Below are 19,817 nucleotides of genomic sequence, written 5' to 3'. Positions count from 1 at the left end.
AGTGGAGTGCATTTCATGAAATCGATCCTGATCCCGCTCATGGCGTCGGCTGCGATAGCGGCCGCCGCTTCGGGCGCCACCGCCGCGCCCGATGTCGTGGTCTCGATCAAGCCCGTCCACTCCCTAGTTGCCGCCATCATGAAAGGCGTGGGCGAACCGCAGCTCATCGTCGACGGCGCGGCCTCGCCGCACACCTATAATCTCCGGCCGTCGAATGCACGCAAGCTCGAAAAGGCGGATGTGGTGTTCTGGGTGGGGCCCGGACTGGAAGCCTTCCTGCAAAAGCCGCTGGAGGCCCTAGCGAGCAAGGCAACCGTAGTGGAACTGGAAGATGTGAAGGGTCTCGAAAAGCTGCCCTTCCGCGAAGGCGGCCCTTTCGAGGCGCACGACGACGGCGAAGAAGGCCATGAGGCGCATGACGGCCACACCCAAGGCGAAGCTGTGCATGATCACGGACACGACCATGGCGATGCCGAGGAGCACGAGCACGGCGCTTATGACACTCATCTGTGGCTGGACCCCGCCAACGCCAAGGCCATGGCCCAGGCGATCGAAACGGCGCTGATCGCGGCCGATGCCGGCAATGCCGCAACCTATCAGGCCAACACCAAGAAGCTGATGGATGATCTCGATGCGCTCGACGCCGAAGTCGCGGAAACGGTGAAACCGGTGAAGGACAAGCCCTTCATCGTCTTCCACGATGCCTATCAATATTTCGAGCATCGTTATGGCGTGAAGACGGCGGGATCGATCACCGTCAGCCCCGAAACCCTGCCAGGCGCGGATCGCGTCAAACAGATACAGGAAAAGGTGCGCCAGCTGGGTGCGACCTGCGTTTTCGCCGAGCCGCAATTCGAGCCGAAACTGGTCTCGGTCATCACCGAAGGCACACCAGCGAAATCGGCGACGCTCGATCCGGAAGCGGCGACACTGGAGCCCGGCCCCGATCTCTATTTCAAGCTGATGCAGGGCATTGCCGGTTCGCTCAGGAGCTGCCTGTCCTGACATGAAATTCTGTCTCCGTCATTCCGGCTCCGGGCCGGCATGACGGAGACGTAAGGGTTGGCAGACAGCCACGCCGGCCAAGGCAGCATATCGCCTTACCGGAGAGCCTGACCTACGGCTTCGGTGCCATCGAAGACCAGACCGGCCTGCTGATGCTTTGCAACGTTTCCGCAGCCTCACCGTTGATGCGGGCCAGCAACGCCTTGGCAAGCTCCCTGCCCGCCAGCTTGATGTCCTCGTTGACGGTGTGGATCTGCGGCTTGATCCAGTTCAGGAACTCGGCCGACTGTTTCGAGACGATATCGACATCCTCGCCGATCTTCACCCCCGCGGCTTCGAAACCCGCCACCAGCGCGATGGTGCTGCTGCCGCTGATCGAGACGATCCCATCAGGGCGATCATCGGACTGCATCAGCGTCCGGCCGAAATCCCGGATTTTCTCAAGCGGCGTCTCGATGGTGACGGCATCCAGCGGAAATTCAGTGAGCCCAAAATCCCTGATCGCCCGATTGAAACCCTTGCGAGCATGGTCGTGAAACGAAAAGCGCGATGGCGGCACGATGACGGCGATCCTCTTGCGCCCGCATTGCGCCAGCCGCTCGACCGCCTCATAGGCATAGGCCTCATTGTCGAAGTCGTGAAAGGCATGTTCGATGCCCATATCCGAGCGCCCATGGGTGACGAAGGGCATGTTGCGCTCCGTCATGAAACGCACGCGCGGATCGTTCGGCTCTATCTTCGAAATGATAACCCCGTCCGCCGAGCCGGTCTCAAGAATGTAGCGGATCGGCACCATGGAATCCTTGGCATGGATGTGGGGCGTGACGACAAGGTGATATTGCGTGGTGGAGAGAATCTCGGTGATGCCGAACACCATCTGGCTGGTGAAACCCATCAGCTCCTCGTCAACACTCAGCACCAGCGCGATGACATTGGTCTTGCCGGTGCGAAGGCGCACGCCGGCTCGGTTCGGCTGGTAGCCGATCTGCCGGGCGATGAGCCGCACACGCTCCTTGGTTTCGGCGCCGATATCCGGCGCATCCTTCAGCGCGCGCGAGACGGTGGTGATGCCAAGGCCCGTCATATAAGCGATGGTCTTCAGGGTTGGGCGCTCGCCCGTCGTTGCAGGTGTATCGCCCCCGCCGGATTTGCCAGTATCGTTCATGTCATTTCGCCACACTTTACCGAACGATAATCATAGATAGCTTTTGCTCCATTGCAAAGGCAAAGGTCGCCAATCGCCCGGCCGATCTCATCCACCTAGCCGACAATTCAGCTATAACGATATAGTTACAAAAAATACGGCCCGCTGACGCCACCACTTTATCGGCAAGTCGCCCTGGATATCGGGGCGCTTCAATCCTAATTTGTTAGATTAAAAAACAACTATAAATATGCAATACATATATAAAAAAATACTTCTATTTATAACTCAATCAGCTCACTACCCCGAGACTACGGCCAGAGACATTTTTCACACCCTCGCTTGCCAACCAAAGGCATGACGGCACGATTGTTTTACGGTAACGTTGCCGGAGGGAGGAAATCGCAAAGCCGGATAAGCTTGGTGACAAGCGTCGTGCGGGTATTCATCCTCCCCAGATTCTGACACAAGCCGGCACCATAATGCCAGCTCGTCTTCGTTGAATTCATATTATGCAGGGTCCGATCATGATCTCTTCTTCCTCGCCCGAAACCGTCATCGATCTGGCCGGGCCCTGGCGCCTGAGTTCGGTGGAAGGAGATCATGCCACCACGCTTTCCGTTCCGGGCGATATTCACACGGCGCTCAAAAACGCCGCCATCATTCCCGACCCCTATCACGGCGCCAATGAGAAGGCCGTGCAATGGGTGGCGCAGCAGGACTGGATCATCGAGCGCACCTTCATCCTCGATGACGCAGATGCCAGCTGGTACCTCGATATCGATTATCTCGACACCGTCGCCATCGTCTTCGTCAACGATATCCCGATCTTGAGCGCCGACAATTGCTTCCGCCGTTACCGGCCCGATATTTCCCGTGCCGTGCGGCCGGGTGAAAACACCATCCGCATCCACTTCCATTCCAACATCACGGCCGGCGCCGAGCGGCAGGCGCGGCAACCCTTTTACATTCCCTATCACGAAGGCAATTCGCCCATCGCCAATGGCAACATGCTGCGCAAGCCGCAATGCCACTTCGGCTGGGACTGGAACATCGGGATTGCACCGCTTGGCCTTTACGGGAAAATCCTGCTGAAGCGGCTTGATACGGCCCGTATCGAACATGTCGTCACCTCCCAGCACCATGTCGAAGGCGGCGTCGAGCTGCATGTGGCCATCACGCTCTTTGCCGAGGGTCCGGCAAGCCTGCCGATCTATCTGTCACTCAACGATGAAAGGCTGCGGCTTGATTGCGGCGTCGGCGCGGGCGAAACGGTGGTGCACCACGTCTTTTTCATCGAAAATCCGGACCTCTGGTGGCCGGCCGGCAGTGGCGAGCAGACGCTCTACAACCTGACGGTGGAACTGCCTGACGAAACCGTCACCCGCCAGATCGGCTTCAGAACCATCGAGCTTCTGACGGACAAGGATGAAGCGGGCAGTCGGTTCGCCTTCCGCATCAATGGCCGGGAGATTTTCTGCCGTGGCGCCAACTGGATTCCGGCCGATGCGCTTTACGCCCTGGCCAGCCGGGAGAAAACCGAAGATCTCCTCTGCTCCGCCGTCGAGGCCAACATGAACATGATCCGCGTCTGGGGCGGCGGATTTTATGAGGAGGACTGGTTCTACGATCTCTGCGACCGTCTCGGCCTGCTCGTCTGGCAGGATTTCATGTTCGCCTGCAATCTATACCCTTGCAGCGAAGACTTTCTCGACAATGTCGAACACGAGGTCGATTATCAGGTGAAACGCCTGTCCTCCCACCCCTCCATCGCGCTCTGGTGCGGCGATAACGAGCTGGTCGGCGCGCTGACCTGGTTCGATGAATCCCGAAACAATCGCGACCGCTATCTGGTGGCTTACGACCGCCTGAACCGCACCATCGAAAGAGCCCTGAAAAAGGCCGCCCCCGAAGCGCTCTGGTGGCCATCGAGCCCTGCCTCGGGTTATCTCGATTATGGCGATGCCTGGCACGCGGATGGCTCCGGCGATATGCATTACTGGTCCGTCTGGCACGAGAACAAGTCGTTCGACAATTACCGTTCGGTGAAACCGCGTTTCTGCTCCGAATTCGGTTTCCAGTCCTATACATCCATGCCGGTCATTCGCACCTATGCGGAGGACAAGGACATGAACATCGCTTCCCCGGTCGTCGAGCTGCACCAGAAGAATGTCGGCGGCAATGAACGCATCGCCGGCACCATGTTCCGCTATTTCCGCTTCCCGAAGGATTTCGAAAACTTCGTCTATCTGAGCCAGGTCCAGCAGGCGCTGGCCATCCGCACCGCCGTGGACTACTGGCGCTCGCTGAAACCCCATTGCATGGGCACGCTTTATTGGCAGCTGAACGACACCTGGCCGGTCGCATCGTGGTCAAGCCTCGATTATGGCGGCGGCTGGAAGGCGCTGCATTATGCTGCCCGCCGTTTCTTCCAGCCGGTCGCGGTCTCGGCCATCCCTTCGCAAGATGGACGCCGGGTGAATTTCTCCATGGTCAACGACACGGCGGAGGACGTCGAAATCGACATGAATATCGTTGCGCTGACCATGAACGGCAACCGCGTGCCGTTGAAATCCGCCAATGGCACTTGCACGAGCGACAAGGCCGCGACGCTGACAGATATCGACATGGACAGCCTGCCTGATGGTGCCATCCTTGCCTGGAACTTCATTGCTTCCAACGGTATGACCGGCGAAGGCCACCATGTGCGCGACACCTACAAGGCGCTGGAGCTTCAGCCTGCCGGCCTGACCTTCACGACAAACACCTTGAAAAACGGCCAGTTCGAAATCGACATCACGGCAACCGGTCTCGCGCTCTTCGTCATGCTGGAGGCGGACCAGCCCGGACGTTATTCGGACAATCTGTTCGATCTTTCCGCTGGCGAGACCCGCCGCATCATCTTCACCCCGAAGGCGGCCGGCCCCCAGCCGCATTTCCGCGTCTTCGATCTTCATACCTGCCAATCCTCGCATTGAAACGATGCGGAGAAAGGCATAACCATCGCTCTTAAGAAAGGTGGGCGCCACGCGCCTGCCGTCGCCTATTCAAAGGGGTGCCGGGTTCTCCGGCAGCCAGTCATCAGCAAGTGGAGGAAGACCCATGGTTTGGCAACCGGCCGAAAACCGATACGCATCCATGAAATACAATCATTGCGGCAAGACCGGCCTGAAACTGCCGGCGATTTCGCTGGGGCTCTGGCACAATTTCGGCAACGACACGCCACACCAGACCAAACAGGCCATTTGCCGCCGTGCCTTCGATCTCGGCATCACCCATTTCGATCTCGCAAACAATTACGGCCCGCCGCCCGGCAGTGCCGAAACCGCTTTCGGTGAAATCCTCAAGACGGATTTCAGAGGTTACCGCGATGAGATGATCATCTCCTCAAAGGCCGGTTACAACATGTGGCCCGGTCCCTATGGCGAATGGGGCAGCCGCAAATATCTGATCGCTTCCTGTGACCAGAGCCTGACGCGCATGGGGCTCGATTACGTCGATATCTTCTATTCCCACCGTTTCGATCCCAATACGCCGCTTGAGGAAACCTGCGGTGCGCTGGACCAGATCGTGCGCTCGGGCAAGGCGCTTTATGTCGGCATCTCGTCCTACAATTCGAAGCGCACCCGTGAGGCCGCAGCCATACTGAAGGACCTCGGCACGCCCTGCATCATCCACCAGCCGAGCTATTCGATGATCAACCGCTGGATCGAGGAAGATGGTCTCGTCGACACGCTGGAAGAGCTGGGCATCGGCTCCATCGTCTTCTCGCCGCTGGCGCAGGGCATGCTGACAACGAAATACCTGGGCGGCGTGCCGCAGGGCAGCCGCGCATCGCAGAGCAAGTCGCTGAACCCCGCCTTTCTCAATGAACGCAATGTCGAGAACATCCGCGCGCTGAACAGCATTGCCGAACGGCGCGGCCAGACGCTGGCGCAGATGGCGATCGCCTGGGTGTTGCGCGGCGGCCGCATTACCTCGGCACTCATCGGCGCAAGCCGTGTGGAACAGGTCGAGGATTGCGTGAAGGCACTCGACAATGCCGATTTCTCCGTCGAGGAACTGGCCGAAATCGACCGTTACGCCAAGGACGCGGATATCAACCTCTGGGCAAAATCCGCCGAGCGCGTTTGATGCATTAAACAGACCGTCCGGCCTTCGCCGGGCGGTCTTGACCTGTAAAAGCGCGACGTAAATCCGCAACTGAAAGATTAACGACCGTGCCTAACCGTTAACAACCATTACATAATTGTAATTTTAAATTCAGTTTCCGTTCATTCGTTTATTCGTAGGTTCTTCTCATCGAAACCCGAGAGGAAGCATCCATGAAAAAGTTCGTCACCATTCTTCTGGCCGCCACCGTTCTTGCAGCTCCGATGGCGCAGGCGCAAAGCCGACACGATGATCGCCATCGCGGTGTCACCGTCGAACGTCACGTCACCAAGAAGGTCATCGTCAAGAAGCACCGCTGGGATCGTGGTCAGCGCCTTTCCGCTCGTGAACGTCGCAACATGGTGGATCGTCGTGATTATCGCCGTTACCATCTGGCCGAGCCGCGCCGCGACCAGCGCTGGGTGCGCGTCGACAACCAGTTCCTGCTCATCAATGCCGTCAGCGGCCTGATCGTCGGCCTCGCCGCCGCTCGCTGAGTAAATCCACAGCCGAATGAAAAAGGCCCGCTTGCGCGGGCCTTTTGTCGTTTATCGTTTAGCCGATCAGAAAATGTCGGCGCCGCTGCCCCAGGGGCCGTGCGGCTTGTCCACACCATCGGTGCGCTCGAAGCCATGGGCGCCGAAGAAGTCGCGCTGTGCCTGGATGAGGTTGGCGCTGCCGCGGCCACGGCGATAGGCATCGAAATAACCAAGCGCCGAAGCCAGCGCCGAAACCGGCAGGCCCGACAGCACGGCGTAGGAAACCACACGGCGCAGCGGCGCGTCGGTGTCCTTGACGATGCTGGAGAAGGCCGGCGTTACGATGAGGTTGGCCACATGCGGGTCCTTGGTGAAGGCCGAGGTGATCTCATCGAGGAATTCCGAACGGATGATGCAGCCGGCGCGCCAGATGCGGGCGATCGTCGGCATCGGCAGGTTCCAGTTGAACTCCTTGGAAGCTGCCGACATGATGGCAAAGCCCTGCGCGTAGGCACCAACCTTGGCGGCCAGAAGCGCGCTTTCCAGATCGGCGATAAACGCCTTTTTGTCGACGGGTGCTGCTGCAAGCGTCGGCAGGCCGAAGATTTTCTCGGCAGCCTCGCGCTCATCCTTCTGCGAAGACAGGATACGGGCAGCTACAGCCGCTTCGATGGCGGTTGCGGCGACACCCATGTTCTGGGCTTCGATGACCGACCACTTGCCGGTGCCCTTCTGACCGGCCTTGTCGAGGATCAGATCGACCATCGGCTTGCCGGTGATCGGATCGGCGGCGCGCAGAACCTTCTCGGTGATTTCGATCAGGTAGGAATTCAGGCGGCCCTTGTTCCACTCGGCGAACACATCGGCGATTTCGACGGCGCTCATCTTCAGGCCATCACGCAGGATGCCATAGATTTCGGCGATCATCTGCATGTCGGCATATTCGATGCCGTTATGGATGGTCTTGACGAAATGGCCCGCACCGTCATTGCCGAGCCATGCCACGCACGGATCGTCATTATACTTGGCGGAAATGGAGGTCAGCACCTTCTCGACACGCTTCCAGCTGTCCTCGGTGCCGCCGACCATGATCGACGGGCCGTGACGCGCACCTTCCTCACCGCCGGAAACGCCCATACCGATAAAGGTCAGGCCGCTATCCTTGAGGTTATCGAAACGGCGGATCGTATCGCGGAAATTCGCATTACCCGCGTCGATCATGATATCGCCGTTGGCCAGATGCGGCTTCAGGATTTCCATCTGCTGGTCAACCGGGTCACCAGCCTTGATCATGATGATGATCGGGCGCGGAGGACGAATGGCGGCGACAAATTCCTCGATGGTTTCGCATGGGATCAACTGTCCCTGCAACTCACCCGCCTCGGCGTAGAATTTTTTCGTCGCTTCAGGGGTTCGGTTGAATACGGCAATCTTGTTGCCCTTTTCCGCGATGTTCAACGCCAGGTTCGAGCCCATGACGCCGAGACCGATCAAACCGATTTCTGCCTGTTCCAAGGGATGTGCCTCCATCTTGCTTTTTGGTGGTCGTGTTGTGGCACTGTAATCACCAAACGGCAAGGCTGGGGGCGACTGAAACGATTAAATTTTGATGACGCAAATCAGCTTTGCATATTTGTAGCAGGTCGAAGCAGCAGTTGCGCGAGCTCTCAAGATGGCGGCCGGGGCCGGTCATCGCCATCGTCTATGACCCGCCAGGCCGCCCCGTCCATATCCTCATATTGACCCGAGCGCACCGACCAGAGGAAGGCGAAAAGTCCAAGCGCGCCCAGGAACAGCGCGACGGGAATAAGATAGATCAACATATTCATGCCAGTTGCGCCCCCTCGCCCACAAATCCCGCCTTCGCTTCATTTTGAGGACGGACGGTGTCTGCCGCACCGGCAAGGCGCAACGCATTGGCGACGACGATCAGCGAAGACGTCGACATGGCGATGGCCGCGATCATCGGCGTCGCATAGCCGGCAATCGCGATCGGCACGGCGATGACGTTGTAGCCGATAGCGAGCGCGAAGTTCTGCCGGATCAGCCTTCCCGCCCGCTGCGATGTCTCGATCGCAAAAGGCACGGCGTCGAGATCCTCCTGCATGAACACGAAATCGGCGGCCTGCCGGCCGATATCGGCGGCGGTGGCGGGCGCCATCGACACATGGGCGGCGGCAAGCGCCGGCGCGTCGTTGATGCCGTCTCCGACCATCAGCACCTTGCGCCCCTCGCCGGCCAGTTGAGCACAACGCGCTGCCTTGTCCTTCGGCGAAAGATCCGCACTCCACAGGCCGATCCCCAGCCGCTGCGCCATGGCCTTGACCGCCGCTGCGCAGTCACCCGAGACGATTTCCTGCAAAAGGCCCCGCACTGAGAGGCTGCGCAATGCCGCAACCGCACCCGCGCGCGGATTATCCTCGAAGCCGAAGCTCGCCAGAGGCCGGCCATCAAGAGACAGCACCACTTCCGAACGTGCCGCGCCAGTCTCCAAAATCACTTCATCAGGGCAGGCGAAACGGCGATTGCCGAGCCGGTAGGTTCCCGCTTCCGTCTCGGCTTCGACGCCGGAGCCCGGAATTTCGCGCACTGCCTCATAGGCCGGCAAGGGCCCGCCATAGGCGGCATACAGGGCTTTCGAAAGGGGGTGACGCGAATGGGCGGCGAGCCCCGCCGCAATCGCCATGGTGGCGGGCTTTATATCGCCGGCATCGACCAGTCTCGGTTTGCCGATGGTCAATGTGCCGGTCTTGTCGAACAGCACGGTGTCGATTTCGGCCAGACGCTCCATGGCCGAGCCTTCCTTGACCATGATGCCGTGCCGGAAAAGCCTTCCGGCGGCCACCACCTGCACGACGGGAACGGCAAGGCCAAGCGCACAGGGGCAGGTGATGATGAGAACGGCAATGGCGATCAGCATCGCCTGTTTCCAGTCGCCGCCGAAAATGCCCCAGCCGAGAAAGGTCACCAGCGCGAGAAGATGCACCACGGGCGAATAATAGCTCGCAGCGCGGTCGGCAATGCGGCGGTAACGCGCGCGCCCTCCCTCGGCCGCCTCCATCAATCCGATCACTTCCGACAGGAAGGAATCCTTTGCCGAGGCGGTCACCCGGGCAATCAGCGAGCCGGTCAAATTGAGCGTGCCGGCCTGCAGGCTATCACCGGCTGCAACACGGCGCGGCGCGCTTTCACCATTGACGATGGACATGTCGAGATCGCTGCTGCCGGAGATGACCACGGCATCCACGGCCACCCGGTCACCCGCCGCAATCGCAATCGACATTCCGGGTTCGATATCCGCAAGCGACCGGTAGTCCCGCACCCCATCCTCACCGATCACCGTTGCGCCGCGCGGCGAAAGCCGGGCAAGCCCGGCAATGGCCGAGCGCGCCTTGTCGCGCATGATGTGATCCAGCGTACGGCCGATCAGCAGGAAGAACAGCAGCGACACGGTCGCATCGAACCAGGCATGTTCGCCGTGATGGATCGTTTCCCACAGGGAAACAGCATAGGAGAGCGTAATGGCAAGCGCGATCGGCACATCCATATTAGTGCGGCCGTGTTTCAGCGCATTCCAGGCCGACTGGTAAAAGAAACGGCCGCCATAGATCAACGCCGGCGCGGCAATCATCGCCGAAATCCAGTGAAACATGTCGCGCGTCGCCGCATCCGCCCCCGACCAGACGGAGACGGACAAAAGCATGATATTGGCCGAGGCAAAACCGCACAGCGCCACGGCCCTGATCAACTGCGAGCGCAAGGCGTCCGAAGCATCCTGACCACTGGCGAAAAGATGCGTGCGGTATCCCGTCGCAAGAATGGCACGGGCTAGATCGGCCGGATCGGTCCTGACCCCATCGACCTCCTCTTTCCAGACGATGGCAACACGTTTCGACGACAGGTTCACCCGCGCCCGCTCCACTTGCCGCAGACGACCGAGCGCGGTCTCGATGGTGGTGATGCAGGCGCCGCAATAGACATCCGGCACGCTGAGATCGGTCTGGCGCAACCCCTGCCCCAGATCGCGGCTTGCCAGCAGCAATTCCTCCGACGATGGCGGATTGACCGGTTCGCCAAGTTGCAGCGATCCTTCCGTTCCCGGTGCACAGCAGCTCATTTGCGCCCCCTGATGACGGCGATCCGCGTGCCCTCATGCACGATGATCCGCCCGTCCTTGACGGCGGTGACCTCGACGATCCACTGGCCCGGCAGCATGTCATGCGCGCCGATGAAGACGCCGGTGGAGGCCGGGGTCAGCTCCATGTCGAAATTCTGGTTTTCCCCAACCGGCCGGCGGAAATGCGCCGTCACGCTATCCGTATCGACGGGGCCTTTTTCCGGATGGAAGACCTCGTAGCGCACCGTCTTTTCATCCACCACGAGCCTTCCCTTGATGCCGGTTGCAGCCCTTGCCTTGGCGGCCTCCGCCTTGGCGTTGAACTGCTGGCTGGCCACATAGGTGTTGGGCACCACAAGCCCGCTCCAGCTGTGAACCGCATTCCACGCCATGATCATGTTGACGGTAATGATGGTGCCGAAGAACAGCAGCATGACGCCGAGCATGTGCCAGCCGGTGAAAACGAAGCCGGAGGCGCGTTGATTGTTCACTGTCATTTTTTCACTCCCGGAGCATTAAAGACGGCATCGTAACGGGCCGTTTCATGGCCGCCCGTATCGCTGACGATGAATTCGAAATTTTCCGCCGTGCGTGCGACATCCTTGCCCGGCAGGGTGACGAAGACCTTCAGCGTCGTCGCCTCATCCGGCTCCACCGTCACTTCGAAGGCGCGCGCAGCCGTATCCGGCATGCCGTTTATCTTCATCACCGCATTCGGAATACCCTCGATCGTCAGGCTCATCGTGCGCGGTTGCGGCACCATGTTGAGAATGCGCACCGTATAGCCGTTGCGGATCGAGCCGTTGGATTCCAGCACATATTGAGGATTGCGGTCATGCAGGACGTTGAGCGCCAGTCGCTCGCGCGTCACCAGCGCAAACAGCATGCCGATGCCGACAGCAGCCCATATTGCCGTGTAAAGCAGCGTGCGCGGCCGGAAGACGATGCGCCAGTTGAAGTGGCGGACGCTCTTTTTGAAGCTGCCATCCTCCTCGCGCACATTAGCGGGACGGATGGCGTGCTGGCCGTTGCCAGTCGCGAGCGCCATGTTGGACTGGTATTCGGCGAGCGTCGCATAGGCGATCAGCCCGCGCGGCTTGCCAATCTTGTCCATCACTCCGTCACAGGCATCGATGCAGAGCGCGCAAGTGATGCATTCCAGTTGCTGCCCGTCGCGGATGTCGATGCCCATGGGACAGACCGCAACGCAGGCGTTGCAATCGACGCAATCGCCGATGCTCTCGCCTGCGGCCGCAGCCTTCTTGGCGTGCCGCGAGCGCGGTTCGCCACGCCAGTCATTATAGGTGACGACCAGCGAATTTTCATCCAGCATCGCCGCCTGGATACGCGGCCAGGGACACATATAGGTGCAGACCTGCTCCCGCATCAGCCCGCCGAAGACATAGGTGGTGGCGGTGAGGATGGCGACGGTCGAATAGGCGATCATCGGCGCCTGCCCCGTCACGAATTGCATCGCCAGCGTCGGCGCATCGGCGAAATAGAAAATCCAGGCGCCGCCGGTCAGGACGCCGATCACCAGCCAGATCGCATGTTTCAGCACGCGCTTGCGCAATTTGGTGAATGTAAAGGGCGCAGCGTCCAGTTTCATGCGGGCGTTCCTGTCACCCTCGATGGCCCGTTCGACGACGAGGAAAAGGTCCACCCAGACGGTCTGCGGACAGGTGTAACCGCACCATGCGCGCCCGACGGCGGAGGTGACGAGGAACAGTCCCAGCCCGGCCATCACCAGCAGGCCGGCAACGAAGAAGAATTCCTGCGGCCAGATTTCGATGAAGAAGAAATAAAAGCGCCGGTTGGCGATATCGATCAATACCGCCTGATCGGGCGCATAGGGGCCACGATCCCAGCGCAGGAACGGCGTCAGATAATAGATGCCGAGCGTGACCAGCATCACCAGCCATTTGAACCGCCGAAACCTGCCCTCGGCACGCTTGGGAAAAATCTTCCTGCGCGCTTCGTAAAGAGGTTTGCGCGTTTTTGCGGAATTGACGGCTTCCGCCTCCAGCCTTTCGACGGGCTGTTGCGGGCGGTCCTGTCCGGCGCGATAGATGTTCATGGCAAGGTGTCCGTTTTTATCTCCTTGCTTTCTCCCATCTCCCCGGTGAAACATCCTTGACTTACATCAAGTGACGACAAAGTGGCGCAGTCAGAGGAACGCACCGCCAAGGGAGGATGAAATGCCTGTCATGCAGTCGAGAATCATTCATCTGTCTGTCGAAAAACCCTGGGCCCAGGTCTACGACTTCGCCGCCGACCCGCAGAACATGCCTCGCTGGGCCGCGGGCCTTGCGGGCGGCTTGAAACCCGATGGTGAGGACTGGATCGCCGAGGGCGGGCCGCTCGGCGAAGTGCGCGTGAATTTCGCGCCCCACAACGAATTCGGCGTCATAGATCATGTCGTGACTTTGCCGGACGGATTGAAGGTCTATAACGCGCTGCGGGTCACCCCGAATGGCAGCGGCACGGAGGTGAGCTTCACGCTGCTGCGCCTTCAGGGCATGACGGATGAGGATTTCGAGCAGGACGCCAAGGCCGTCACGGCCGATCTGAAAACGTTGAAGGAACTGCTCGAAGCGGATTGATGGAGTAAATGATGACAGAAAATGCCAACGACCGGCGCATCGACTATGTCGAATTCAACGTCGCCGATATCGAGCGCAGCAAGGAGTTTTATGGCAGTGCCTTCGGCTGGACCTTCAAGGATTACGGTCCGCAATATTGCGAATTTTCCGATGGTCGGCTGACCGGCGGTTTCACCACCACCGCGCCGGTTTCGGCCAAGGGCGGACCGCTGGTGATTCTCTACGCAATCGATATCGAGGATGCCCAGCGCCGCGTCGAGGCGGCCGGCGGCCAGATCAGCGTCGCGCTTTTCGAATTTCCGGGTGGTCGGCGTTTCCATTTCACCGATCCGGATGGATATGAACTGGCCGTCTGGTCGAAAAACTGATCGGCAGGAGCCCGCCATGACTTTGACAACGCCGCCTTTTTTGTTGGTCGGTATCGATCATATCGTCTTCATCGTCGACGACATGATGCGGGCGCTCGATTTTTACCGGAACGTGCTGGGGTGTAGGGATGGTTACTCTTACCCTGCTCTCGGGATGGAACAAGTCTGGTGCGGAAATGCCTTGATCGTGCTGTGGGATATCACGCACCCCGGCGGCACAAAGGCCGCTCCGCCCGTCGCCGGAGGTCGTAATGTCGATCACATCTGCATAGCGACCGGTCCTCTGAACCATGACGCGCTTCGCGCCCATCTGGCGAAATTTGACGTCACGATAGAACAGGAAGCCTTTCACGGCGGCGCGAGAGGAATGGGACATTCGTTCTATTTCCGTGATCCCTTCGGCAACAAGATCGAGCTGAAGGGACCAGCCGAATATCCGGATGGACGGGCGGAAAACGCCTGATCTGAACAATAAAAAAGGGCGCCTCCCGGCGCCCCTTCTTTACATTCTACCTGTCTCATTCGCCCCCACCGAGCGAATGCACGAAGATCGCCAGCTGCTTGACGGTCGTATCACCAAGACGCTCTCCCCAGGCGGGCATGACACCATGCTTGGGCGACCGGATCTGCGCGACGATCCCTTCCTCCCCATGCGCCTTCAGCCAGATCGCATCGGCCAGATTGGGCGCGCCGAATTCGCGATTACCCTTGGCATCCTCGCCGTGGCACGAGGCGCAATTGTCGGCGAAGAGCTGCTTGCCGGGCTCCACCAGCGCCGGGTTGGAGGGCGTTCCGGTGAGGCTAACGACATAGGCGGCAACCTCGCGGATTTCGTCGGATTTGAGAATGTCGCCAAAGGCCGGCATTTCCGAAGCGCGCGTATCCGCGTCGTCGGCAAAACGAATGCCGTGCTTCACCGTCGTGTAGATATCATCGACACTGCCGCCCCACATCCAGTCGTCATCATTGAGGTTGGGATAACCCTGCCCGCCTTCGGCACCCGAACCGTGACACTGAATGCAATTGACCTTGAAGGCGGCAGCACCGCCGGAAAGGGCAAATTGCATCAGGGTCGGATCAGCCTGAATTTCGGCGAGCGACGAATTGGCGATCCTGTCGACATAAACGCTCTGCGCCTGTTTCGCATCGGCAATATCGGCGGCAATCTCGCCACGGCTGCTCCAGCCGAGCAACCCCTTCGTTGCGCCGCTGATCAGCGGGTACGCCGGATATGCAATGGTGTAACCGATTGCCCAGAGGATCGTGAAATAGAAGGTCCAGACCCACCAGCGCGGCATCGGATTGTTCAGCTCTCGGATACCGTCCCATTCATGGCCGGTGGTTTCGACGCCGCTGATGTCATCAATGTGTTTTTCGGACATATCCTAGTCCTCCTTGAGCGGAATGCTGGCGGCATCGTCCGCGGCCTTCTTCGAGCCGGGGCGAAGGGTGAAAACGACAACGCCGGCGAAGAACAGGGTCATGACAAGCAGGCCCCAGCTATCGGCGAAGTGGCGCATGGCCGTGTAGGTTTCCATGGCTCAGGCCTCCTCACCGGTATCCGGCGGCATCGTCATAGGTCGAGAAATCGACCAGCGTGCCGAGCATCTGCAGATAGGCGACCAGCGCATCCATTTCGGTGAGCTTGGCCGGATCGCCGTCGAAATCACCGACCTTGGCTTTCGGATACCGCGCCAGCAGTTCCGAGGAATCCGCATTGGGATCGGCCTGGGCGGCAAGATCGGCCGCGGATTTCTCGATCATCTCGTCGCTATAGGGCACACCCACGGCGCGGTTGGCCTTCAGCTCCATGGAGACGTCCGTGATCTTCAGCGGCGTGGTCTTCAGGAACGCATAGGACGGCATGATCGATTCCGGCACGACCGAGCGCGGATCGGCCAGATGCTGCACGTGCCATTCGTTCGAATAGCGGTCGCCGACACGGGCAAGGTCCGGTCCCGTGCGCTTGGAACCCCACTGGAACGGATGGTCGTACATGGATTCCGCCGCCAGGCTGTAATGCCCGTAACGCTCCACCTCGTCGCGGAACGGACGGATCATCTGGCTGTGGCAGACATAACATCCCTCACGGATGTAAATATTGCGTCCGGCAAGCTCCAGCGGCGTGTAGGGGCGCATGCCTTCCACCTTCTCGATGGTGTTTTCGAGATAGAAGAGCGGTGCGATTTCCACGATGCCGCCAATCGAGACGACCAGCAGGGAGCCGACCAGAAGCAGCGTGGCGTTGCGTTCGATGACGGCGTGTTTGTCGAGTATGGACATCTGCCCCTCCTATTCCGCGGGCTGTAGCGAACGGGCTTCGGCGGGCTGCGCCAAAGCTTCGGCATCCGTATGGACGCCCTCGTCGCGTTGATGACCGAGGATGGTCATCGTGACGTTGTAGGCCATGATCAGCGCGCCGCTGAGGAACATCAGGCCGCCCAATGCACGCATCACGTAATAGGGGAACAGGGCCGCGACCGATTCCGCGAAGGAATAGACGAGGAAGCCCTGGCTATCATATTCGCGCCACATCAGGGCCTGCTGAATGCCGGCTACCCACATGACGGCGGCGTAGACGACGATGCCGAGCGTGGCGAGCCAGAAGTGCCAGTTGACGAGTTGCAGGCTGTAGAGACGCTTCCTGCCCCAGAGCTTCGGCGTCAGGTAATAGATTGCGCCGAAGGTGATCATGCCGTTCCAGCCGAGAGCGCCGGAATGAACATGGCCGATGGTCCAGTCGGTATAGTGGCTGAGCGAGTTGACGGCCTTGATCGACATCATCGGACCTTCGAAGGTCGCCATGCCGTAGAAGGCCACCGCCATCACCATCATGCGCACGACGGGATCGGTGCGGATCTTGTCCCAGGCGCCCGAAAGCGTCATCAGGCCGTTGATCATGCCGCCCCAGGAAGGCATCCACAACATGACCGAGAACACCATGCCGAGCGTCTGCGCCCAGTCCGGCAGCGCCGTGTAATGCAGGTGGTGCGGGCCGGCCCAGATATACATGAAGATCAGCGCCCAGAAGTGGATGATCGACAGGCGGTAGGAATAGACCGGGCGGTTCACCTGCTTCGGAATGAAATAATACATCATGCCGAGGAAGCCGGCGGTCAGGAAGAAGCCGACGGCATTATGGCCGTACCACCATTGCGTCAGCGCATCCTGCACGCCCGAGAAGGCCGAGTAGCTCTTGACCCCGAGGAAGGAAACCGGAACCGCCAGGTTATTGACGATGTGCAACATGGCGATGGTGACGATGAAGCCGAGATAGAACCAGTTCGCCACATAGATATGCGGCTCCTTGCGCATCAGGATCGTACCGAGGAAGGCGACCAGATAGGCGACCCAGACGATGGTCAGCCAGATATCGACATACCATTCCGGCTCCGCATATTCGCGGCCCTGGGTGATGCCGAGCAGATAGCCGGTGGCGGCCATGATGATGAAGAGATTATAGCCCCAGAACACGAACCAGCCGAGATTGCCGCCGAACAGGCGCGCGCGACAGGTTCTCTGCACCACATAAAACGATGTGGCGATCAGCGCATTTCCCCCGAAAGCGAAGATCACCGCAGAGGTGTGCAGCGGCCGCATGCGGCCGAAATTGAAATAGGGCGCGATGTTGAGATCGGGAAAGGCGAGCTGCAGCGCGACCACGACCCCGACCAGAAAACCGACGACACCCCAGAACACGGTGGCGATGACGCCGTATTTCACCACTTCGTCGAAATATTCGGATTTCAGCCGGGCGCGCGCGGCCGGATCGACAGGCGCGAAGGAAACCCGGCGCAGCAGAAGCACCGTACTGACCAGAAGCGTAAAGAACAGCACCCACATATGGGCGGCGAAAAGACTGTCATGGGCAAAGGCTGCCCCGAGCAACGCGAGAAAGGCCCCGAGGGCCACGATCGCGGTTTCTAACGTGTAATTCATTGTTGGTTTCCCCCAACGTGCAAGCCGACCGACGAAAGACACGGCACGCGCCCAGGAGAGCGGAAACGCGCCTTTGCGTCGGTTGGAGCATTGCCACCGGGCGGGGAAGGCCACCTTGATCCAGATCAAGAAAGCAAAGCTGTCGCAGCCCCCGTAAATCGGGCGGCGGCTTCGCCGGAGGAATTGCGCAGGAGCAAAAAGGCGGCGGTGGCGATTTCGCTTTCGCAGGCCCTTTTTCAGCCCTTCATCTTCAGCGGCAGTCCGGCGGCGACGAAATAGACCTCGCCGGCAATGGCGGCAACGCGCTGGTGCAGCCGCCCGGCATGATCGCGGAATTCACGCGCCATGCGGTTTTCCGGCACGATACCGAGGCCGACCTCGTTAGAGACGAGAATGAGTTTCGCCCTGGTCGATGCGATCGCCGCCTCAAGCGCGACGAAGGCGGCGTCGATATCGGCATTTTCCATCATCAGATTGGTGAGCCACAATGTCAGGCAGTCGATGAGGATGACGTTCTCCGGCTCATCGAGCCGCTGCAGCACGGCGGCAATATCGACCGGCGCCTCATGGGTGGTCCATTCCCCGCCCCGCCGCTCCCGGTGATGGCTGATGCGGTCACGCATCTCGTCATCCCATGCCCGGCCGGTCGCCAGATAATGCAGGCACGCACCGGCCTGCCCCGCAAGTTCTTCCGCGAAACGGGACTTGCCGGAGCGCGCGCCGCCAAGAATGAAAACGGAGCGGTTTTGATCTGTCATGGAAAACCTGGATGAAGAGAATGAAACGGACCGGTGTCTTTTGCAATGTCGCAAGCCGGTGACAGGCGGACATGAAGGGAACGATTCGTAGAAAAAGGCGTCCCCGGTTGCTCATGCCGGACTGCCGCTGATACCGGGCCGAAGAGAACAAAACCTGCCTGCACGATGCGGGACATTGAAGCCTTGGCCACCCCGGATGCCGGAAACACCGGTCCTCCAGAAAGGCTAGGTGTGAATGGCAATTCTGTCAATCGGCAGGATACAGGCGGAACCGGTACGCAAAACCTTACCCGGAACCGGCAGACCTTTCGTCCGCGAAGCGATTGATAAAGCGACTTGGTTACCGGAAGGTTAGCGAAAATCCGAATGATGGAACCGCAACAGAGAATATTCGGAGACGGCAGCCGCCGCCATTGCCTTGCCATAGCCTTCAAATCAATATGCTTTCGAAGATTCGCAAACAGCAAGGTGGCCTGCCCGTGATGACCGTCATGGACTATATCTCGATCATCGTTTTCATCCTGTTATGGGCCGCCTATACCCATATCACGACGGGATCGCGGCTGTTTTCGCGCGCCAGCCTCAATCAGGCCATGGCCGAGCGCCGGCGTCACTGGATTATGAATTCGCTGAAGCGCGACCTGAAGATGATCGACACGCAGATCATGGCCGGCCTTCAGAATGGCACCGCCTTTTTCGCCTCCACCTCCATCTTCGCCATCGGCGGATGTTTCGCACTTCTGGGAGCGACCGAGCAGGTCGAATCGGTCTTCCGCGACATGCCTTTCGTGCATTATTCCGGGCGCACGGCGTTTGAGCTGAAGGTCATCGGGCTCACCTGCCTGTTCGGTTATTCCTTCTTCAAATTCGGCTGGTCCTACCGCCTGTTCAACTATTGCACCATCCTGTTCGGCGCCATCCCCATGGTCCACGATGTCGGTGCGGACCGCGAGGCGGCGGAACGTGCGGCCGAAAATGTCATAAAGATGAACATCATCGCTGCTAAGAATTTTAATGACGGCCTGCGGACGATCTTCCTGTCCATCGGTTATCTCGGCTGGTTCATCAGCCCCTATGTCTTCATCGCCAGCACCGTCATCATCATCGTCGCACTCCTGCGCCGCCAGTTCTTTTCAGAAGCCCGTCTCGCCATCATGGAAGAAAACAGGCCTTGAAATCGCCGCACTTCAAGGGCCAAGCCCCAGGTCAATTCAAGTGATTACCGGCCCCTCGAAAAGCTGAAAAAGCGGAA

At 59.6% G+C, this 19,817-nt stretch carries 19 protein-coding genes; 8 read left to right on the top strand and 11 right to left on the bottom strand.

All coding sequences use genetic code 11. The annotated features are described in order from the left end of the window. Window positions 1-15: 15 nt before the first annotated feature. Window positions 16-1,005: a zinc ABC transporter substrate-binding protein ZnuA gene (gene znuA / locus QD336_RS01495; RefSeq protein ID WP_499168989.1), complete on the top strand. Its 990-nt coding sequence runs from the start codon at window positions 16-18 to the stop codon at window positions 1,003-1,005. A 112-nt stretch (window positions 1,006-1,117) separates the two neighbouring features. Here znuA and QD336_RS01490 read toward each other — a convergent pair whose 3' ends face one another. Continuing rightward, window positions 1,118-2,170, bottom strand: coding sequence for a LacI family transcriptional regulator (locus QD336_RS01490; RefSeq protein WP_269341330.1), 1,053 nt, complete (start codon window positions 2,168-2,170; stop codon window positions 1,118-1,120). 491 nt (window positions 2,171-2,661) lie between these two features. On the opposite strand from QD336_RS01490, the gene QD336_RS01485 reads away from it, so the two are divergent. From QD336_RS01485 to QD336_RS01475, 3 genes are all read left to right on the top strand, one after another. Further along, window positions 2,662-5,127, top strand: coding sequence for a beta-mannosidase (locus QD336_RS01485; RefSeq protein ID WP_499168988.1), 2,466 nt, complete (start codon window positions 2,662-2,664; stop codon window positions 5,125-5,127). A 124-nt stretch (window positions 5,128-5,251) separates the two neighbouring features. Then, a complete protein-coding gene (gene mgrA, locus QD336_RS01480) occupies window positions 5,252-6,283 on the top strand; it encodes an L-glyceraldehyde 3-phosphate reductase (RefSeq protein ID WP_499168987.1) in 1,032 nt (343 codons plus the stop codon). Between the two features lie 191 nt (window positions 6,284-6,474). Further along, window positions 6,475-6,798, top strand: a complete 324-nt coding sequence (locus QD336_RS01475) for an RcnB family protein (RefSeq protein WP_269341327.1) — start codon at window positions 6,475-6,477, stop codon at window positions 6,796-6,798. Between the two features lie 66 nt (window positions 6,799-6,864). On the opposite strand, the gene gnd is transcribed toward QD336_RS01475, so the two are convergent. The 5 genes from gnd to ccoG all read right to left on the bottom strand — a co-directional run bounded on the left by gnd (window position 6,865) and on the right by ccoG (window position 12,974). Then, the gene (gene gnd / locus QD336_RS01470) at window positions 6,865-8,295 is read right to left on the bottom strand and encodes an NADP-dependent phosphogluconate dehydrogenase (RefSeq protein ID WP_499168986.1); all 1,431 of its coding nucleotides are present in this window, start codon (window positions 8,293-8,295) and stop codon (window positions 6,865-6,867) included. A gap of 152 nt (window positions 8,296-8,447) precedes the next feature. After that, on the bottom strand, window positions 8,448-8,609 hold the full coding sequence (ccoS, locus tag QD336_RS01465) for a cbb3-type cytochrome oxidase assembly protein CcoS (protein ID WP_269341325.1): 162 nt from the start codon (window positions 8,607-8,609) through the stop codon (window positions 8,448-8,450). Beyond that, window positions 8,606-10,897 (bottom strand): cation-translocating P-type ATPase, encoded by a 2,292-nt coding sequence (locus tag QD336_RS01460; RefSeq protein ID WP_499168983.1) that lies wholly within the window; start codon window positions 10,895-10,897, stop codon window positions 8,606-8,608. Before QD336_RS01460 ends, ccoS begins: the two co-directional genes overlap by 4 nt. Beyond that, window positions 10,894-11,394, bottom strand: coding sequence for a FixH family protein (locus tag QD336_RS01455; protein ID WP_269341323.1), 501 nt, complete (start codon window positions 11,392-11,394; stop codon window positions 10,894-10,896). Before QD336_RS01455 ends, QD336_RS01460 begins: the two co-directional genes overlap by 4 nt. Continuing rightward, window positions 11,391-12,974 carry a cytochrome c oxidase accessory protein CcoG gene (ccoG, locus tag QD336_RS01450; protein ID WP_499168981.1) on the bottom strand — a complete coding sequence of 528 codons (1,584 nt, stop codon included), beginning with the start codon at window positions 12,972-12,974 and terminating at the stop codon, window positions 11,391-11,393. Before ccoG ends, QD336_RS01455 begins: the two co-directional genes overlap by 4 nt. Before the next feature lie 121 nt (window positions 12,975-13,095). Here ccoG and QD336_RS01445 point away from each other — a divergent pair, with 121 nt between their 5' ends. The 3 genes from QD336_RS01445 to QD336_RS01435 are packed head-to-tail and all read left to right on the top strand — an operon-like array spanning window position 13,096 to window position 14,331. Then, on the top strand, window positions 13,096-13,500 hold the full coding sequence (locus QD336_RS01445) for an SRPBCC family protein (RefSeq protein ID WP_269341321.1): 405 nt from the start codon (window positions 13,096-13,098) through the stop codon (window positions 13,498-13,500). A gap of 11 nt (window positions 13,501-13,511) precedes the next feature. Further along, window positions 13,512-13,868 carry a VOC family protein gene (locus tag QD336_RS01440; protein ID WP_269341320.1) on the top strand — a complete coding sequence of 119 codons (357 nt, stop codon included), beginning with the start codon at window positions 13,512-13,514 and terminating at the stop codon, window positions 13,866-13,868. A 16-nt stretch (window positions 13,869-13,884) separates the two neighbouring features. Next, complete coding sequence (locus QD336_RS01435; RefSeq protein ID WP_499168980.1) at window positions 13,885-14,331, top strand: VOC family protein; 447 nt, start codon at window positions 13,885-13,887, stop codon at window positions 14,329-14,331. A 55-nt stretch (window positions 14,332-14,386) separates the two neighbouring features. On the opposite strand, the gene ccoP is transcribed toward QD336_RS01435, so the two are convergent. From ccoP to cobU, 5 genes are all read right to left on the bottom strand, one after another. After that, on the bottom strand, window positions 14,387-15,250 hold the full coding sequence (gene ccoP, locus QD336_RS01430) for a cytochrome-c oxidase, cbb3-type subunit III (RefSeq protein WP_269341318.1): 864 nt from the start codon (window positions 15,248-15,250) through the stop codon (window positions 14,387-14,389). Window positions 15,251-15,253: 3 nt separating this feature from the next. Continuing rightward, window positions 15,254-15,406, bottom strand: coding sequence for a cbb3-type cytochrome c oxidase subunit 3 (locus tag QD336_RS01425; RefSeq protein WP_269341317.1), 153 nt, complete (start codon window positions 15,404-15,406; stop codon window positions 15,254-15,256). Between the two features lie 13 nt (window positions 15,407-15,419). After that, entirely contained in the window at window positions 15,420-16,151 is a 732-nt protein-coding gene (gene ccoO, locus QD336_RS01420) for a cytochrome-c oxidase, cbb3-type subunit II (RefSeq protein WP_448735008.1), read from the bottom strand. Window positions 16,152-16,160: 9 nt separating this feature from the next. Continuing rightward, complete coding sequence (gene ccoN / locus QD336_RS01415; RefSeq protein WP_499168978.1) at window positions 16,161-17,807, bottom strand: cytochrome-c oxidase, cbb3-type subunit I; 1,647 nt, start codon at window positions 17,805-17,807, stop codon at window positions 16,161-16,163. Window positions 17,808-18,043: 236 nt separating this feature from the next. Next, the gene (gene cobU / locus QD336_RS01410; RefSeq protein ID WP_269341314.1) at window positions 18,044-18,565 is read right to left on the bottom strand and encodes a bifunctional adenosylcobinamide kinase/adenosylcobinamide-phosphate guanylyltransferase; all 522 of its coding nucleotides are present in this window, start codon (window positions 18,563-18,565) and stop codon (window positions 18,044-18,046) included. A gap of 482 nt (window positions 18,566-19,047) precedes the next feature. Here cobU and QD336_RS01405 point away from each other — a divergent pair, with 482 nt between their 5' ends. Continuing rightward, window positions 19,048-19,740: a DUF599 domain-containing protein gene (locus tag QD336_RS01405; protein ID WP_499169253.1), complete on the top strand. Its 693-nt coding sequence runs from the start codon at window positions 19,048-19,050 to the stop codon at window positions 19,738-19,740. Window positions 19,741-19,817: the final 77 nt, after the last annotated feature.

The organism is Rhizobium sp. BR 250 (assembly GCF_047445855.1).
In the GTDB taxonomy this organism is placed as follows: Bacteria; Pseudomonadota; Alphaproteobacteria; order Rhizobiales; family Rhizobiaceae; genus Agrobacterium; species Agrobacterium tumefaciens_I.
This window is presented reverse-complemented; position numbering and strand designations above follow the sequence as displayed.

What these genes read in the sequence shown, in the direction of transcription:
- QD336_RS01440 (WP_269341320.1), top strand. Translation starts at nt 13,512, where the DNA reads ATGACAGAAAATGCCAACGACCGGCGCATCGACTATGTCGAATTCAAC.
- QD336_RS01445 (WP_269341321.1), top strand. Translation starts at nt 13,096, where the DNA reads ATGCCTGTCATGCAGTCGAGAATCATTCATCTGTCTGTCGAAAAACCC.
- ccoN (WP_499168978.1), bottom strand. Translation starts at nt 17,807, where the DNA reads ATGAATTACACGTTAGAAACCGCGATCGTGGCCCTCGGGGCCTTTCTC.
- QD336_RS01475 (WP_269341327.1), top strand. Translation starts at nt 6,475, where the DNA reads ATGAAAAAGTTCGTCACCATTCTTCTGGCCGCCACCGTTCTTGCAGCT.
- QD336_RS01460 (WP_499168983.1), bottom strand. Translation starts at nt 10,897, where the DNA reads ATGAGCTGCTGTGCACCGGGAACGGAAGGATCGCTGCAACTTGGCGAA.
- cobU (WP_269341314.1), bottom strand. Translation starts at nt 18,565, where the DNA reads ATGACAGATCAAAACCGCTCCGTTTTCATTCTTGGCGGCGCGCGCTCC.
- ccoG (WP_499168981.1), bottom strand. Translation starts at nt 12,974, where the DNA reads ATGAACATCTATCGCGCCGGACAGGACCGCCCGCAACAGCCCGTCGAA.
- znuA (WP_499168989.1), top strand. Translation starts at nt 16, where the DNA reads ATGAAATCGATCCTGATCCCGCTCATGGCGTCGGCTGCGATAGCGGCC.
- QD336_RS01455 (WP_269341323.1), bottom strand. Translation starts at nt 11,394, where the DNA reads ATGACAGTGAACAATCAACGCGCCTCCGGCTTCGTTTTCACCGGCTGG.
- QD336_RS01435 (WP_499168980.1), top strand. Translation starts at nt 13,885, where the DNA reads ATGACTTTGACAACGCCGCCTTTTTTGTTGGTCGGTATCGATCATATC.
- QD336_RS01490 (WP_269341330.1), bottom strand. Translation starts at nt 2,170, where the DNA reads ATGAACGATACTGGCAAATCCGGCGGGGGCGATACACCTGCAACGACG.
- ccoS (WP_269341325.1), bottom strand. Translation starts at nt 8,609, where the DNA reads ATGAATATGTTGATCTATCTTATTCCCGTCGCGCTGTTCCTGGGCGCG.
- ccoP (WP_269341318.1), bottom strand. Translation starts at nt 15,250, where the DNA reads ATGTCCGAAAAACACATTGATGACATCAGCGGCGTCGAAACCACCGGC.
- ccoO (WP_448735008.1), bottom strand. Translation starts at nt 16,151, where the DNA reads ATGTCCATACTCGACAAACACGCCGTCATCGAACGCAACGCCACGCTG.
- QD336_RS01425 (WP_269341317.1), bottom strand. Translation starts at nt 15,406, where the DNA reads ATGGAAACCTACACGGCCATGCGCCACTTCGCCGATAGCTGGGGCCTG.
- QD336_RS01405 (WP_499169253.1), top strand. Translation starts at nt 19,048, where the DNA reads ATGACCGTCATGGACTATATCTCGATCATCGTTTTCATCCTGTTATGG.
- QD336_RS01485 (WP_499168988.1), top strand. Translation starts at nt 2,662, where the DNA reads ATGCAGGGTCCGATCATGATCTCTTCTTCCTCGCCCGAAACCGTCATC.
- mgrA (WP_499168987.1), top strand. Translation starts at nt 5,252, where the DNA reads ATGGTTTGGCAACCGGCCGAAAACCGATACGCATCCATGAAATACAAT.